We start from the raw sequence: 16,021 nt of genomic DNA, 5'->3' as shown, positions 1-16,021 counted from the left end.
GGTGTCCCTTTCGGAGTAGGTGGTGTTTCGATGGATGTATGTCGGCGTCGTGTCCGCGGTCGGTGGAGAACGATCAGCTGGCGGCTGTCTGACACTCCGGGCAGGCCCCCCAGTAGACGACCTCGGCCTCATCGACCTCGAAGCCGGCGTCATCGTCCGGGGTGAGGCACGCGGTATGCCCGATGGCACAATCCACGTCCACGACACGGCCACACGAGCGGCACACGAGGTGGTGGTGGTTGTCACCGGTTCGAGCCTCGTACCGAGCGGGTGAGCCAGCCGGTTCGATGCGACGGACCAGGCCGGTCTCGACCAGGACCGTCAAACTGTCGTACACAGCCTGACGGGAGATGCTGCCGATGCGCTTCCGGGCTGCCTCCGCGACGCGGTCCGCGGTCACGTGTGGCGACTGGTCAACGGCGTGGAGAACCGCGATTCGTTGCGCGGTCACCTGCAACCCGTGATCACGGAGACGCGTTGCAGGAGCTTCCGACACGGTTCCGACGCTACACCAATTCTGGACTCGGTCAAGAGTTGGGACGTCGTCGATCTAGCGGGACGGGAGGATCCGGTCCAGGAGGAAGTCGACCGTCCGACCGTACGGCGGATACAGGATCGCGGATCCGTTCAGCCGTGGCTGCGTGAAGACCGGCCGTGCCTTGGAGAAGTGCCTGAACCCGTCGTGGCCGTGGTGATGGCCCATGCCGCTGGCACCAACACCCCCGAACGGCAGCGCGCCGCCTGCAGGACCCGTCGTCCGATGGCCCCACCGCCGGTGAAGAGCAGGTGGTCCCACGGCATCGATGCGAACTGCTGTGCGAGGTCCACGCCACCGGTGACGACCGCGACGACGGTCTCACGAAACGACTCGCCGATCATCTCCTCCACCAGTTCGGCGGAGGCTGGGGCGTGCTCGCTGGGCTTCACGATCGCCCGGTTGCCCGCTGCCAGGATGTCGACCAGAGGCCCGATGGAGATGTCGATGGGGAAGTTTCAGGGGCCATGTTCCCGACGACACCGAGCGGCTGGTGGACGTCGTGCCGCCGACTGAGCGACAGCCGCTTGACACGGTCGTGCGGATCGTATTCGCTCGATCAGTCGATAGAGGACATGGATGAGCCGAAACACCAAGGACGAGATCACCCGCATCGCGCGCAACTTGTTCGCGCGGTACGGCTACGACGGGGTGTCGACGCGGATGTTGGCTGACGAGGCCGGGATCTCGGTCGCGACGCTGAACTATCACATCGGCTCCAAGGCGGCGCTGTACGAAGCCGTCTTCCGTGACGCCTTCGTGCACGAGGAAGCGCTGATCATCCAGTTCTGCGCCGGCATCGAGGACCGGACCGTCGCCGAACCCGTGGCACTCCGCGAGGCACTGTGCGATCTGGTCGCCGACCACATCACACTGCTGAACCGCTACCAGGAGGCCCCGCGGCTGTGGTTGCAGCGGTGGTTGGCCGAGCCGGACGCCGCCATCGCCCGGATCGACGTCGACTTCGGTCGGGGCCTGTATCGCGCCGTCCGTGACGTGTTGGTGCGGGCGCAACGAGCCGGGACCGTGGCGGATGACCTCGACATGCGCCACTTCCTGCTGAGCGTCACCTGGATGGAGTACGGCTTCTTCTCCGGGGGGTCGCTCGGCACGGTCGGGAGGTCCGGACCGCTGACCCCAACAGCCGACGACCTCGCGCAGTTCACCGCGCACCTGCAGCGCTACGTGTGCCGCATGTTGGGACTGCCCGAGCGGTCGATGGCACCCACTTCGCGGCGGGGCACAGGTCCGCGCTAGCTCCCATCCCGGAAAGGAATCGCAATGGAATCCGGTGTGCTGTCGGAGGTGATCCTCCCCCTCTGCATCGTGGTGATCATGATCGCCATGGGCATGACGCTCACGGTTGCCGACTTCCGTCGGGTCATGTCGGCCCCGAAGCAGATCGCTATCGGTCTGGTCTGTCAGATGCTCCTGCTGCCGGCGCTCGGGTTCGCCGTCGCGGCCGTGTTCCCGCTCGACGCCGTGTTCGCCGTCAGCATCGTGTTGCTGGCCGCCGCGCCGGGCGGGACGACCTCCAACCTGATCGTCCACGCCGCCGAGGGTGACCGGGCCCTGTCGGTCTCGCTGACCGCGCTGTCGAACTCGATCGTCTGGCTGACGATGCCGTTCCTCCTCGGCCTCGCGTTCCGGACCTTCGATGACGGCTCGCAGCCGATCGCCTTCCCGGTGGGCGAGGTGATGGTCCAGGTAGCCGCCTTGACCATCGTGCCGGTCCTGATCGGGATGGCGGTCCGCGCCAGGAGGCCGAGCCTGGCCGAGCGGCTGAAGGAACCGTCCAAGATCTTTGCAGCCGCCTTCCTGTTCCTGGTGATCGTCGCGCTGGTCATCCAGAACATCGACCAGGTGATGGAGGAGGGTCCACGATTCGCTCCGGCCTTCATCGCCCTCAACGCCATCGCCCTCGTCGTCGGGTTCGGGGTGGCCCGAATCGCCGGACTCGACCAGAAGCAGTCCTCCACCATTGCCATCGAGACCGGCCTGCAGAACTCCACGCTCGCCATCACGATCGCGCTGTCCGTGCTCGACTCAGCCGAGATCGCCATCATCCCGGGCCTGTACGGCGTCTGGATGCTGGTCACCGGCTTCGCGTTCGCCTTCCTGACCAACCGCGACCGCTCTGAGGCAGGCGTGCGGGTGGCGTGATGAGCCTGGAACAAGCCAGAGGCAGCGTGGACACGTTTCTCGCCGCCGCGCTGGGCGCGGTTCGTCAAGATGTGACCGGAGAAGCTCAACCAGGCCAGCCGGGCGCCCGATACTGCGGGGCATGGCACGACTTGAGACGATCTCGGACTTCCAGCACCAGATGGCTGCGATCTACGGCGACCGGGACGCCGAGCGCGGCATCGCCCGGACGTTCGCCTGGCTGACCGAGGAGATCGGTGAGCTCTCGCGTGCGATCTTCCGGGGCAGCCACGAGATGCGCGTGGAGGAGTTCTCCGACGTGCTGGCCTGGGTGTCCTCGCTGGCCGAGCAGGCCGGCATCGACCTCGAGGACGCGGTGCAACGCTACGCCGACGGCTGTCCGAGGTGCGGGTTCACGCCCTGCGACTGCGAGTGACGTGACGCACAGCGGGGGTGATGGGGCATGAGGCGTTAGGGTCGCTCGTCAGTGACCGGTCTGGTGAGCATCGTCGTCGACATCCTGGGACCGGTCTTCGCACTCATCGGGCTCGGTGCGGTCGCCGGGAGACGGCTGCACGTGCCGCCGGCTCCGCTCGCGACCATGGCCTACTGGATCATCGGCCCGGCCTTCATGTTCGACGTGTTGGCGTCCGCAGACCTGGGTGGCGACGTCCTGGTGCGGATGGTCGGCGCGCTGCTGCTGGGCCTCATCGCAGCCGGGCTGACCGCGTGGGTGGCTGCGACCAGCAGCGGTGCCGACCGCCGGGCTGCTGTCCTGACGACATCGGTGTACGGCAACGCCGGCAACTACGGCCTCGCCGTCGTGGTGTTCACCTTCGGCGAGCAGGCTGCGGCCTTCGCGGCCATCGGACTCGTGGTGGTGAACACCGTCGGCGTCATCGTCGGCGTCGCCAGCGCACACTCCGGGCTCGCCTCGGTCAGGCGGGCGCTGACCTCACCGCTGACGCTGGCGATCCCTCCGGCCGCACTGGTCAACGCGCTGGACCTCGACCTCCCGACGATCGCGGACCGCGCGATCGGGCTGCTCGCCGGAGCGCTGATCCCGGTGATGCTGCTGACGCTCGGCATCCAGCTGCAGGGCATGACCCGACCGCGCCTCGACGCCGACATCCTCACGGCCGTCGGCACGAAGCTGCTGGTGCAGCCTGCCGTTGCTGCGGGCGCCGCGGTCGTGGTCGGACTCAGCGGTGCACCACTCGGAGCCGTCGTGCTGATGGCAGCCATGCCGGCTGCGGTGTTCACCGTCGTCCTCTCGATCGAGCAGGACACGATGCCTGATCTGACCAGCGCCATCGTCCTCGTCGGCACCCTTGCGTCGCTGCTGACGCTGCCGGGCATCATCGCGCTGGTCCGGTGAGGGTCCCCCATTGTGTGACACGGTGTCGCCTCACATGTGGCGTCCGCCAGCCACCTCGATCGTGATGCCGGTGCAGTAGCTGGACAGCTCGCTCGCCAGGAAGACGGCGACGCCGGCCACCTCCTCTGGCTGACCCGCCCGCTTCATCGGGACATCAGCCTCCTTCGCGGCGAAGATGTCCTGCGGCATCGCGCGGGTCATGGCCGAGTCGATCAGACCGGGTTGGATGGCATTGACCCGGATGGCGTGCTTGGCACCCTCGCGTGCGACCGACTTCGTCATGCCGACGATCCCGGCCTTGGCGGCCGCGTAGTTGGACTGCCCGAAGTTCCCGATCTTGCCCGAGATCGACGACATGTTGATGATCGCCCCGCCCTCGCCCTGGGCCTTCATCACCGGCAGCGCCGCCTTCATCCCGAGCCACGTGCCCTGCAGGTGGACGTCGATGACCTGTCGGAACTCAGCAAGCGTCATCTTGGCCAGCGAGGCGTCACGAGTGATCCCGGCGTTGTTGACCAGGACGTCCAACCGCCCGAACGCGTCGATCGTGGCGTCGATCATCCGGATGACGTCACCGTCGTCGACCACGTCGGCAGCACACCCGGCGGCCGACTCACCCAGGGTTGCGGCCGCCTCCTGCGCCGCAGCTCCGTCGAGGTCCGCCAGCATCACCCGGGCACCCTCCTCCACGTAGCGGGTTGCCACCGCCAGGCCGATGCCCTGCGCACCGCCTGTCACCAGTGCGACCTTGCCCTCCAGCAGACCCATCTCCAACTCCTCGACGACGCGATTCGGCCCGGTCCTCCCGGCCAGTTGTCGACCATAGAGGGCAGGTGGCGCGTGCGTATATTCATGCCGATGGGTTCCGACGCACAGGCACCGCCGAGCGCCGAACCGCAGCGTTGCGATCTGGTGCTCGGCGGTGGCGGTGTCCGCGGGATCGCCCACGTCGGTGCGCTGGCCGAACTCCGGGAGCACGGCTACACGGTGAACCGGATCGCCGGTGCCTCGTCGGGGGCGATGGCGGGCTCGATGATCGCCGCCGGTGCCAGCCCGGACGAGCTGAAGACCATCCTGACCGAGCTTGACTGGCCCGGTCTGACCCTCTCCGACCTGGCCGGACGACTGGCCAACACACCACTCGTCGGCGGGGTCCTCGAGCGGGTCGGTCAGAACCGCACGACCGATCCGGACCAGTGGATCACCCGGCTGTTGGCCGACCGCGGCGTCCACACCTGGGCCGACCTGCGGCTGGAGGATCCCGACCCGTGGATCCCGCAGGACCAGCGGTACCGGCTGGTGGTGCGGGCACTCGACATCGTCAACCGACGGATCGTCCGGCTGCCGTGGGACTACCAGCGCTACGGGCTCGACCCGGATGAGCAACCCGTCGCTCAGGCGGTGCGCGCCTCCATGTCGGTCCCGCTGGTGTTCGACCCGGTCCCGATCGGCGACCGAACAACCACCGGCGGACTGCTGATCGACGGCGGCCTCGGGGCCGGGTTCTCCGTGGACGTCCTGGACCGCCGGGACGGCGAATCGCCCGACCACCCGACCTTCGCCCTCAGGCTGCTGGACCGGCCGCACGAGCGGACCTGGCCGGACTCGGCAACGGCCCGACTACGGGCGGTCGTCGCCACCGTCCTGGACACCGGCAACCAGATGAAGCCGACCGGGCCCTGCGACGAGCGGCGGACCATCAACCTGGACACCTCGCACGTCCGCACCCTCGACGTGCTGATCACGAAGGAGGAGGTCGCCGAGCTGTTCGACGTCGGAGCCGACGCCACACGAGCCTTCCTGGCCCACTACGACCACCGGTCATTCGCGCATGACTGTCGTGGTGGCCATCCCAGCCGCTGAGGCGGTACCCCGCGGCGACCCGCTGGCGCGCTGATCGGGTGAGCCGGCAGGGCGGTATCGTCGCCGTATGAGGGAGTTGCTGTTCGATCTGTCCATCATCCTCGCCCAGGCCGGCGGGGGTGGCAGCTTCGGCGGCGGGGGAGGTGGTGGAGGCGGATTCTCCGGCGGCGGCGGCGGTGGGTTCTCCGGCGGTGGGTTCTCCGGCGGCGGGGGAGGCGGCGGCGGATCGCCGGTGGTCATCGTCGTCTTCGTCGTCGTCTTCCTGGTGCTCTCCTACAGCGGGAACAAGGGCCAGAAGCAGCGGGTCACCCGCACGATCCGGCAGGGCGTCAAGCGACAGGAGCAGGCGCTGCAGCAGCAGACCTTCGCCGCGATCGCGCAGCGTGACCCGGCCTTCAACCTGGGCCAGTTCCTGACCCGTGCCGGAGCCGGATTCGTCACGACCCAATACGCCTGGAGCGAGCAGGATCTGCGCATCTGCCGCGCCTTCATCTCCGACGGCGTGTACGAGCGGTTCGAGCTGTACATCAAGATGCAGCAGGCGGAGAACATCCGGAACCGGATGCGGGACGTGCAGGTCGTCGGCCACGACGTCGTGGCCGTGAACTCCGACGAGCACTTCGACACCATCCACGTCCGCTTCACGGCCAGGGCCATCAGCTTCAACGAGAGCCTGACGACGCAGCGGCGGGTGTCGGGCAACTCCGACTCGAGCCCGATCACCTTCACCGAGATCTGGTCGTTCTCGCGCCGGCCGGGCGTCAAGACCCGGACCGACGCCTCGATCCTGGAGGGGACCTGCCCGAACTGCGGCAGCGAGATCGGGATCGTCGACCGGGCGGAGTGCACCACCTGTGGGTCTCACATCAACTCGGGGGCCTACGACTGGGTGCTGACGGAGATCACCCAGGACGAGGAGTGGATCGTCCCCTCGACCCGTCCGATCCCGGGCATCACCAAGCTCTTCGAGAAGGACCCGGGCCTGAACGTCCAGCACCTCGAAGACCGCGCCTCGGTCATCTACTGGCGAGCGATGATGGCGATCTACTTCGACGACCTCTCCCAAGCCGCACCGGTGCTGCCGGCCGGGGCGACGTCCCTGCCGCCGCGGTTGGATCCCGGGAACGGGAACTACTGGTTCACGCCTGCGGTCGGATCGGTCGAGGTCGTCGGCGCACAGGCGGCCAAGCAGGGCCAGCCGGTCGACACCGTGAAGGTGCTGGTGCGCTGGTCGGCGCGGCGCGCCACGGGCAAGAAGACCTCACCGCGCATGATCGACCAGCAGCGGATCTACTCCGACGTGTTGATCCTGCAGCGACGGGCTGGCGTCACCTCCAACACGGCCCAGACCTTCACGTCGTTCAGCTGCCAGCAGTGTGGGGCCCCCCTGGATGTCGGCAACGCCACCGAGTGCCAGTTCTGCGGGACGGCGATCAACGACGGCTCGACGTCGTGGATCCTGATCGACGTGCAGCCCTACGACGCTATGAAGGGCTACCTGATGGAGATCGCCAGCGAAGAGCGTGCCGAGCGGGAGTCGGCCATGCAGCAGCGGGCCTCTGGGGGGGCCGTGGCGGGCGGCGTCCTGCCAGCCGCGGGTGGGCCCCTCGCGTCGAACCGGCTCGAGAACGACCGGTTGGCCAACGAGCCCGAGCTGATGGTGGCGCTCACCATGATGGCGGCCGCGGACGGGCAGCTGGCGACGAAGGAGATCGAACACCTGACGCAGATGGCTCGCAGCCGCGGCATCCCGGTCGAACGGGTGCAGCAGTTCCTGGCCAGTGGAGCAGCCAGCACGCACACGATCACGCTGCCGGACAACCGTGAGCAGGCCCAGGCCTTCATGAGCCAGCTGATCCGAGGCGCGCTGATCGACGGAGAGATCTCCAAGGAGGAGCGAACGCTCCTGGCCACGGTCTCCCGGCAGATGGACTGGGTCGAAGCCGACCTGAAGCGCGCCATCAAGCAGGAGCGAAAGAAGCTGTACCAGCAGTCGAAGGAGATCCTGCGCAGCGCCCCGCCGGTCATGCCGGAGTTCATCCCGCCACCGCTCTCGGACAACCCGGAGCAGAACTGACCCGTGGCCGATGTCCCCGCCAGGACGATCTGGGTCGACCCGGACGACCCCTCGGTGGTCTACATCCTGGACCAGCGGCGGCTGCCCCACGCCGTCGAGGTCCTCGACCTGCGGACGGTGGAGGAGATGGCCGAGGCGATCCGGGACATGGCCGTCCGAGGTGCCGGGTGCATCGGGGTCAGCGCCGGGTTCGGCATGTACCTGGCGGCGCTGCAGGCGGAGGGGCTCAGCGCGGACGGGGCGGCGGAGCACCTGGCCCGATCCGCGGCGTTGCTGCGCGGCACGCGGCCGACAGCGGTCAACCTGGACTGGGCGGTCTCGCTGCAGCTCGGGGAACTGGCCGGCCTGTGGGCTGGCCCGACCCTGACGTCACGAGCGCTTGACGTCGCCCAGCGGATCGCTGAGGACGATGTCGAGCGGTGTCGCCGGATCGGCCAGCACGGGCTGGAACTGATGCGGGAGGTCCACCAGCGGACGGGTGCGCCGGTGCAGGTGTTGACCCACTGCAACGCCGGCTGGTTGGCCTTCGTGGAGCACGGCTCGGCCACGGCTCCGATCTACGCCGCGCACCGCGCGGGGATCCCGGTCCACGTCTGGGTCGGCGAGACCCGACCGCGGTCGCAGGGGGCCTTGACGGCCTGGGAACTCGGACAGGCAGGTGTTCCGCACACCTTCGTGGTTGACAACGCGATCGGCCATCTGCTCCAGCGCGGCCAGGTGGACCTGGTCATCACCGGTGCCGACCGTGTGGCCGCGAACGGCGACGTGGCGAACAAGATCGGAACGTACCTGCGGGCGCTGGCAGCGGGGGCTCACGACGTCCCGTTCTACGTGGCCTTCCCGGCCTCGACGTTGGACCCGAGCACCACCGACGGGATCGCCCAGATCCCGATCGAGGAGCGTGGGCCCGGTGAGGTCACGCGGGTGCGGGGGGTGGACGGGTCGAGGACCGCCGTGGGTGCGCGCAGCACGCAGCAGGAGACCGAGGTGACGGTCGTCCCCGAGGGAACCGAGGCTGCCAACCCGGCGTTCGACGTCACCCCGGCGGGCCTGATCACGGGGCTGATCACCGACCGTGGCCTGTGTGCCGCGACGGCCCCGGCCATCGCGGAGAGGCTCGGCACCACGGCAGCCAGGATCTGACCCTTCCGGGCGATGTACCGAGGTGGGGCTACTTCTTCTGCTGGTACATCTCGTCGATCTGGTCGGCGTACTCGTCGTGGACGACGTTCCGCTTGACCTTGAGTGAGGCCGTCATCATCCCGTTCTCGACCGACAGCGGCGGGATGAGGGTCCAGTACTTGATGGTCTCGAAGCTGGCCAGGTCCTTGTTGACCTCGGCGACGTGGTCGTCGATGACCTTCCTGACCTCCGGGGAGTTCTCGTCTGCCGGAATCCCCTTCTGCTCGGCCCAGTCCTTGAGGTCCTCGGGGTCCACGCTGATGAGCGCCGTGCAGTAGTTCCTGGTGTCGCCGATCAGCACGCACTCCTGGATGATCGGGAGCAGCTTGACCGACCCCTCGATCTTGGCCGGCGCGACGTACTTGCCGCCGGAGGTCTTGATCAGCTCCTTCTTCCGCCCGGTGATGTGCAGGAACCCCTCCTCGTCGAGGTGGCCCTCATCACCGGTGTGGAACCAGCCCTCCTCGTCGAAGGCATCGGCGGTGGCCTCGTCACGATTCAGGTAGCCCTGGGTGATGTTGTCACCCTTGGCCAGGATCTCCTTGTCGTCGGCGATCTTGAGCGTGACGCCGGGGAGTGCTTTGCCGACGGTGCCGATCTTCATGTCGCCGGGCTGGTTGGACGTCAGACCGGGAGCCGTCTCGGTCAGGCCGTACGCCTCGAGCAGATCCAAGCCGATGGCTTGGAAGAAGGTGTGGACCTCCTTGTCCAAGGGCGCCGACCCACTGAGCAGGGCCTCCGCCCGGTCCATGCCGAGCAGCGCGCGGAGCTTGGAGAGCACGACCCGGTCGGCCAGCGTGTACTGCAGGTTCAGCAGCGGCGGCAGTGGCTTGCCCGTCGTGCGGTAGGGCACCGTCTTCTTGCCGGTGTCGATGGCGAAGCCGAAGAGCTTCTGTCGCAGCGGCGGGGCACCGGAGACGGTCGTCTCGATCTTGGACTTCATCTTCTCGTACACGCGTGGGGCCGCGGGGAAGAACCCCGGACGGGTTTCGCGTGCGTCGTCGGCCAACGTGTCCACGGCGCTGATGACCAGCGGCATGTTCTGGGCCGGACCGCTGAACTGGATCAGACGACCGAAGCTGTGCGCCAGCGGGAGGAAGAGGAACAGCCCTCCCTCGCGCATCCTGTCGTTCATGACGCCGGCCTGCTCGACGGCATCGACCATGGCCAGATGGTTGCGGTGCGTCTGGATGACGGCCTTCGGAGCCCCGGTCGTGCCCGAGGTGTAGGTGTACGTGGCGGTCTCCTGCGGGTCGGCCTCGGCCCGACGCTTCTCCATCTCGGGCCGCATCTCGTCGAGCTTCGACGCGCCGCGGGCTTCAAGATCGGCCAACGACTCCCAGTCGTCTGCGGGCTCGATGCCCGTCGGGTCGATGACCACGATGTGTTCCAGCTGGACCTGGTCGGCGGTGTAGTCGACGTCGAAGAAGGTGAACCCGTCCCGCATCGATCGAATCTTCTCCAGCTGGTCGGCGTTGTCCACGACGACGAGCTTGATGCCGGTGTCGACGTGGGCGTAGCCGACCTCCTCCGCCGGGAGCGAGGCGTAGATCGGCACCGTCTGCAGACCGATCGAGAGCCCCGCATGGTCACAGGCGACCCAGTCCTCCGAGGTCTGCCCGAGGATCCCGATGACGTCGTTGTGGGCCAACTCGAGGGCCCCGTCCCGCGCGGTCAGGATCCCCGCCGCGATCGCATCAGCCCTGTCGCGGACGTAGGACCACGTCCGATCCGTCCACGTCCCGTCGACCTTGGTCCGGATGGCGATGTCGTTCGGGTTCTGCTCCGCACGCTGGTGCAGAAGTTCGGCGAGGGTGTTGACGCGTAACACCATGGGCTCTGTTCTCCTCGGGGTTGCCATATAGGGGGGCTGCTCCGCGGCAGCACCATCGGCGGAGTGAATCACCTGCCGCTTTCGTACCGCAAGTGGATTCAACGCTCCGCCTCGTCGCCGGAGGTTTACCCGGTGTCGGGACGCCGCCAACGTCGAGAGGGGTTGGTGATCAGGGCTGTCCCAGGCGCGAGCGCTCCAACGCCGACCGCATGGCGTCCGGCAGCGGCGCCGGTCGACGGTCATCACCGAGGTGCACCAAGACGTTGACCGATGTGCTCACGCAACGGTCTCCGTCGAAGACCCCGATCCCGACGGTGAAGGATGAGTTACCCACCCTGAGCACCCGTGCCCCGATGCGGACCGCGGCCGGGTAGTAGAGATCGTCGCGAAAGTCGATCTCGAGCCGGACGAAGGTGACGAGCCCGGTCTCGACCCCCGCCCGCTCCGCTGCGTCGAAGGCGAAGGCCAGCCGACCGGCCTCGACCAAGGCGACGTGGGCGACGTTGTTGACGTGTCCGACCATGTCGGTGTCGCTGAACCGGACGTTCTCCCGTTGGAAGAAGGAGTAGGCAGCCGGGTCGGCCAGGTCGAATGCCGGCTGCTCAGCGGTCGCGCTCATGGTCGGGATCCTGCCAGAGTTCCGTCCAGTTCAGCACGGCCGGGCCGGTTGGGATTGATCCGGGCGGATGCCGGATAAGACTGAGCCATGTCTCTTCTTCGTACTGCCGCGCGCGGGATGCTCGCCTCCATGTTCATCTACGGCGGGTTGGACGCGCTCCGCAATCCGGGTCCCAAGGTTCCGAATGCCGAGGCCGTGACGGACGAACTGGCCGATCGGATCGACCAGTTGCCGGACGACACCGAGGCGTTGATCCGAGCCAACGGCGCCCTGCAGGTCGGCGCCGGTGTATGTCTGGCCACCAACACGTTCGCCCGTCCGGCGGCGGCCGCTCTTGCCGCGAGCCTGGTTCCGACCACGGCTGCTGGTCATCGGTTCTGGGAGAGCGACTCAGAGGCGACGCGGGTTCAGCAGACCATCCACTTCCTCAAGAACGTGGGGCTCCTCGGCGGGCTGATCATCGCCGCCATGGACACCGAGGGGGAGCCGGGTGTCGCCTGGCGCGCACAGCACGCGATCGAGCACTCCAAGCTGCTGGCCGACCATCAGAAGGAGGTCGCGGACCTCACGGCGGAGGTCGCGAAGGCCAAGACCGAGTCGAAGGCCGCCGAGTCTCGGGTCAAGGCTGCGGAGGCCGCCGCCGACACGCGGGTCAAGGCCGCCCAGACCAAGGCGGCCGTGATCGCCACGGCCAAGCAGGCACGTCGGGACGCGAAGCTGGCGGCCAAGGCCGGCCGAGGCCTGAGCCGTGTGGTCGGGCTGGCTGGCAGGACCGCACGCGCAGCCGTCCCGCCCTACTAGGTCACGCCGCGCGAGGGCGGCCACGCCGGGACCTCCCGAGCCCGGCAGGTTCACTTGACCAAGGCCGACGGTTCCTTGATAGGGTCGCGCCAGCGCTGAGCCGGCGCTCCAGCTCGTTGAGGGATGTGTGACATGAGGGTGTCCGTTCGACCCGTCGTATCGCTGCTTGCCGCCATGCTCCTGGCGGCCGCACTGTTGCCGAGCGCCACCGCCACGGCCCAGGAGGACGAGGGCACCGTTGGGCGGGTCGACGTCGACCGGATCTCGGGCAGCTCCCGGATCCTGACGGCCGTCGCCGTCTCCGAGGCCACCTTCTCCTCCGCCGAGACGGTCGTCATCAGCCGCGCAGACCAGTTCGCCGACGCCCTCGTCGGCGCCGTCGTCGCCGCGGAGAACGACGCCCCCATCCTGCTGGTCAACTCGACCTCCCTCCCGCCGGAGGTCTTGGCCGAAATCGCCCGACTCGGTGCCACCGACGTCATCATCCTGGGCGGCACCAGCGCCGTCTCGGCCGAGGTCGAGGTCGAACTCGGCCAGACCACGACCGTCCGACGCATCGAGGGGATCAGCCGCTTCGACACCGCCGCCGCTGCTGCCGCGGAGGCTCCCGACCAGAGCACTGTCTTCGTGGCCGCCGGTGGTGACTTCCCCGACGCGCTCTCCGCCGCGCCGTACGCCGCCTTCCTCGGCAATCCCATCGTCCTGACCGGCACCGACGAGCTCCCAACGCCAACGCGGGACCAGCTGGTCCGATCCGCACCCGACGAGATCGTCGTCCTGGGCGGGGTGAACGCCGTGTCCGACGCGGTCGTAACCGAACTGGAGACCCTGGCCGACTCCGTCCGACGGATCGCCGGCGCCAGCCGCTGGGAGACCTCCGCGGCGATCTACGACGAGGCCATCGCTGCCGGGATGAGCGACGCCACCCGGTGGTTGGCAACGGGCCAGAACTTCCCCGACGCCCTCGCCGCCGGTCCTGCGGTGGCAGCCGAAGGTCAGGCGTTCCTCCTCGTCCCCGGTGATGACCTGGCCGCCGCGCCGGTGGTGGCCGAGCGGATCGCCAGCGAGTACTGCGACCTGGACCGGATCAACCTGCTCGGGGGGACCGGAGCGATCACCGGCGACGCCGTCACCCAACTGGCGCAGATCCTTCCCACAGGCACCAACTGCCCCGGCGACCCGGGCCCCGGCCCGAACCCCGACCTGCCGACCTTCGGCGACTGCACGACACCGACCAGCACCACGCTGAGCAACCTGATCGGCGACCTGGCACCGGACAGCGACCCGGACGGAGACGGGTTCTCCACCGAGGAGGAGACCGGCACCTTCGCCTTCGACCCGGTCGTCGACACGGCTCGCTTCAACCCGCTCATCGCCGACGTCCCCGAGATCTCGATCGAGCTGGTCAACGACATCAACCTCGAACTGGAGGGGACGCTGTCGCAGACCGACTCGCTCGCGACGACGACCGTCAACGCGACCGAGCGGACCGACACCACGCAGGACATCGACACCACCGAGACGACCGAGACCCACCAGGTCGGCGGTGAGGTCGGCGCGTCACCGTCCGGCCTGGCCGGCAGCGTCAACTACTCCTACACCAACTCCACGACCAACACGACCGGCACGATCACCACCGAGGAGTTCCGGGAGCAGAACTCCCTCGCCGTCGAGACCTCCCAGGCCAGCACGGCCAACGTGGACAACGGCCGACTGTCGTTCACGGTCGGGGTGTCCAACGCCGGGCACGTCGACTTCCGGATGGAGGACATCACGATCAACGTGTCGCGCCTGACGTCGGACGGCCGGCGGGTCCCCGTCGGCGCAGCCAGTGCGGAACCCGGCTTCGCGCTGACCGAGGGCGCACCGCCGGCCGAGCTGCAGCTGATGGTGGAGGACATCCCGGCCGTCACGGCGCTCGAGATGGCTCGCGAGCTGACCGGCCTCGAGTTCGTCATCAGCACCTTCACGCTGTCCGAGATCGGCAAGGGGGACGTCCGGACCGACGCAGCTGACTTCTCCCAGTACCAGCAGCGGGTGCGGCAGAACACCGCCTCGATCGCGATCGACGCCGGGCCGTCGGGTCAGATCGAGCAGGCCTTCGTCTCGACCACCTACGACCGCAACAGCGACGGCACCCCGGCGGGTACGCCCCTCTGCGAGGCCCTCCGCGTGCTGCTGGGCCGGACACTCGGCGTGTCCGATGAGGTGACCGGCATCAACGGCAGTGACTTCCCGGTCCAGGTGCTGACGTCGCTGGACCAGCGCATCGGCAATGTCGACGTCGACTTCCCCCGGAACGGCTCGGAGAACGCCTACTGGATCACCGATGTCGGCTCGGCGTCGATCGGCAACAACCTGCCCTTCGGCCTGGACAACGTGAACCTGCGGGCCGGGGACGCGACGCGGCTGGTCTTCTACGAGGACCGCGACGGCGACACGCTGGACCGGATCCGGGAGGAGCGGCAGCTCGGCACCTCAGACGCCGAGCCCGACAGCGACGGCGACACGCTCGGCGACGAGGCCGAGGTCGCCGCGACCCTCACCATCGAGGTCGTCGAGCCGCGAGGAAACGCCGTGGCAGGCCCGTACGAGGTACGGAGCGATCCGACGTCGGCCAACGTCGATGGTGACGGGTGGGACGACGCCCGGGAGCGAACAGAGGGCACGGACCCGAACCGTGCCGACACCGACGGCGACGGGCTGGACGACGACATCGACGAGTTCCCGCTGGACGGCTCGCGCGGCGCCGAACTCGTCAACCCGCTCGGCTACTGGCCGTTGGACATCGGCGACCAGCCGATCGATGGTTTCGCGTTCGAGTTCCCGAACGAGGGCGCAGCCACCACGCGTGAGGCAGACGGGACCGCGTCCATCCCGAACGGCAGCGGGCCGATCCGTGACCGGCAGGGTCAACTGGGCCGGGCCTGGGCGGCCGCCAGTCCTGGCTTCGAGGACGAGAACGGTGTGCTCCGGGTGAACGCGTTCGACGACACCAGCAACTGGTACGGCGGCGCCTTCACCCTGGCCGCATGGGTGGCAGACAGCTCACCTGGCGGCGCCGCCGAGCGGCGGGTGATCGTGGGCGAGCCGGGCTACATGGGCCTCTGGCTCTCCGGCTCGGGTGACGGCACGCTCGTCCTCGGCCCCCTGCCGCTGAGCAACGATGTCCAGCCCAATCTGCCGGCCGAACTGCGGTACGACGCCACTGACGCCAATCCACTGGGGGATCGCCTGTGGACCCACGTCGCGGGGACCGCAGAGGAGGTCACCGAGGGTGGGACGGCCGGCGTGCGGGTGAGCCTGTTCGTCGACGGCGAGCAGGTTGCCACGGCGTTCCAAGCCGGCGTCACGTTGGAGGAGACCGGTGCGAACTGCGTCCTGATGATCGGCAACTTCGCCAACAACTGCGGCGGCTTCACCGGCACGGACACGCCCCGCGGCGTGGGCGATTCCCGCACGGATCCGCAGACCGGCCTGGACGACGTCTACGTGTTCGACGTGGCCTTGGACGAACTGCAGGTCCGCGAGTTGGCTCAGGACCGCCGGCCCTCGTAGGCGGGAGCGGCCAGCGTCGTCCGCCCGTCCGC

The 16,021-nt window shown here is 68.4% G+C and carries 14 protein-coding genes; 9 read left to right on the top strand and 5 right to left on the bottom strand.

The window, feature by feature from the left end:
- Positions 1 to 73: 73 nt before the first annotated feature.
- Together C1746_RS05910 and C1746_RS05905 are read right to left on the bottom strand one after the other, a co-directional pair.
- Positions 74 to 451 (bottom strand): Fur family transcriptional regulator, encoded by a 378-nt coding sequence (locus tag C1746_RS05910; protein WP_276309954.1) that lies wholly within the window; start codon positions 449 to 451, stop codon positions 74 to 76.
- A 176-nt stretch (positions 452 to 627) separates the two neighbouring features.
- Complete coding sequence (locus C1746_RS05905; RefSeq protein WP_420810994.1) at positions 628 to 951, bottom strand: aldehyde dehydrogenase family protein; 324 nt, start codon at positions 949 to 951, stop codon at positions 628 to 630.
- A 163-nt stretch (positions 952 to 1,114) separates the two neighbouring features.
- Between C1746_RS05905 and C1746_RS05900 the strand changes: the two genes are divergently transcribed.
- The 4 genes from C1746_RS05900 to C1746_RS05885 all read left to right on the top strand — a co-directional run bounded on the left by C1746_RS05900 (position 1,115) and on the right by C1746_RS05885 (position 4,055).
- The gene (locus tag C1746_RS05900) at positions 1,115 to 1,792 is read left to right on the top strand and encodes a TetR/AcrR family transcriptional regulator (protein ID WP_116713727.1); all 678 of its coding nucleotides are present in this window, start codon (positions 1,115 to 1,117) and stop codon (positions 1,790 to 1,792) included.
- Between the two features lie 24 nt (positions 1,793 to 1,816).
- Positions 1,817 to 2,698 (top strand): bile acid:sodium symporter family protein, encoded by an 882-nt coding sequence (locus C1746_RS05895; RefSeq protein ID WP_116713726.1) that lies wholly within the window; start codon positions 1,817 to 1,819, stop codon positions 2,696 to 2,698.
- 121 nt (positions 2,699 to 2,819) lie between these two features.
- Positions 2,820 to 3,113, top strand: a complete 294-nt coding sequence (locus tag C1746_RS05890) for a MazG nucleotide pyrophosphohydrolase domain-containing protein (RefSeq protein ID WP_116713725.1) — start codon at positions 2,820 to 2,822, stop codon at positions 3,111 to 3,113.
- Between the two features lie 51 nt (positions 3,114 to 3,164).
- Complete coding sequence (locus tag C1746_RS05885) at positions 3,165 to 4,055, top strand: AEC family transporter (protein ID WP_116713724.1); 891 nt, start codon at positions 3,165 to 3,167, stop codon at positions 4,053 to 4,055.
- Positions 4,056 to 4,085: 30 nt separating this feature from the next.
- Here the strand turns inward: C1746_RS05885 and fabG are convergent, their stop codons facing one another.
- Positions 4,086 to 4,823: a 3-oxoacyl-ACP reductase FabG gene (gene fabG, locus C1746_RS05880; protein ID WP_116713723.1), complete on the bottom strand. Its 738-nt coding sequence runs from the start codon at positions 4,821 to 4,823 to the stop codon at positions 4,086 to 4,088.
- 90 nt (positions 4,824 to 4,913) lie between these two features.
- Here fabG and C1746_RS05875 point away from each other — a divergent pair, with 90 nt between their 5' ends.
- The 3 genes from C1746_RS05875 to mtnA all read left to right on the top strand — a co-directional run bounded on the left by C1746_RS05875 (position 4,914) and on the right by mtnA (position 9,138).
- The gene (locus tag C1746_RS05875) at positions 4,914 to 5,918 is read left to right on the top strand and encodes a patatin-like phospholipase family protein (RefSeq protein WP_162867435.1); all 1,005 of its coding nucleotides are present in this window, start codon (positions 4,914 to 4,916) and stop codon (positions 5,916 to 5,918) included.
- A 67-nt stretch (positions 5,919 to 5,985) separates the two neighbouring features.
- Positions 5,986 to 7,995, top strand: a complete 2,010-nt coding sequence (locus C1746_RS05865; protein WP_170124912.1) for a TIM44-like domain-containing protein — start codon at positions 5,986 to 5,988, stop codon at positions 7,993 to 7,995.
- A gap of 3 nt (positions 7,996 to 7,998) precedes the next feature.
- Positions 7,999 to 9,138 (top strand): S-methyl-5-thioribose-1-phosphate isomerase, encoded by a 1,140-nt coding sequence (mtnA, locus tag C1746_RS05860; protein WP_116713720.1) that lies wholly within the window; start codon positions 7,999 to 8,001, stop codon positions 9,136 to 9,138.
- Between the two features lie 28 nt (positions 9,139 to 9,166).
- On the opposite strand, the gene C1746_RS05855 is transcribed toward mtnA, so the two are convergent.
- Positions 9,167 to 11,011, bottom strand: a complete 1,845-nt coding sequence (locus C1746_RS05855) for an AMP-dependent synthetase/ligase (protein WP_116713719.1) — start codon at positions 11,009 to 11,011, stop codon at positions 9,167 to 9,169.
- Between the two features lie 169 nt (positions 11,012 to 11,180).
- Positions 11,181 to 11,630 (bottom strand): acyl-CoA thioesterase, encoded by a 450-nt coding sequence (locus C1746_RS05850; protein WP_116713718.1) that lies wholly within the window; start codon positions 11,628 to 11,630, stop codon positions 11,181 to 11,183.
- An 87-nt stretch (positions 11,631 to 11,717) separates the two neighbouring features.
- Between C1746_RS05850 and C1746_RS05845 the strand changes: the two genes are divergently transcribed.
- Together C1746_RS05845 and C1746_RS05840 are read left to right on the top strand one after the other, a co-directional pair.
- On the top strand, positions 11,718 to 12,431 hold the full coding sequence (locus tag C1746_RS05845; RefSeq protein WP_116713717.1) for a DoxX family membrane protein: 714 nt from the start codon (positions 11,718 to 11,720) through the stop codon (positions 12,429 to 12,431).
- A gap of 132 nt (positions 12,432 to 12,563) precedes the next feature.
- Positions 12,564 to 15,989 carry a cell wall-binding repeat-containing protein gene (locus tag C1746_RS05840; RefSeq protein WP_162867434.1) on the top strand — a complete coding sequence of 1,142 codons (3,426 nt, stop codon included), beginning with the start codon at positions 12,564 to 12,566 and terminating at the stop codon, positions 15,987 to 15,989.
- The last annotated feature ends 32 nt before the right edge of the window (positions 15,990 to 16,021 follow it).

It is taken from the genome of Euzebya tangerina (assembly GCF_003074135.1).
Classification (GTDB): Bacteria; Actinomycetota; Nitriliruptoria; order Euzebyales; family Euzebyaceae; genus Euzebya; species Euzebya tangerina.
Note: the sequence above shows the minus strand (reverse complement) of the source record. Positions and strands in the feature narration are given on the sequence as shown.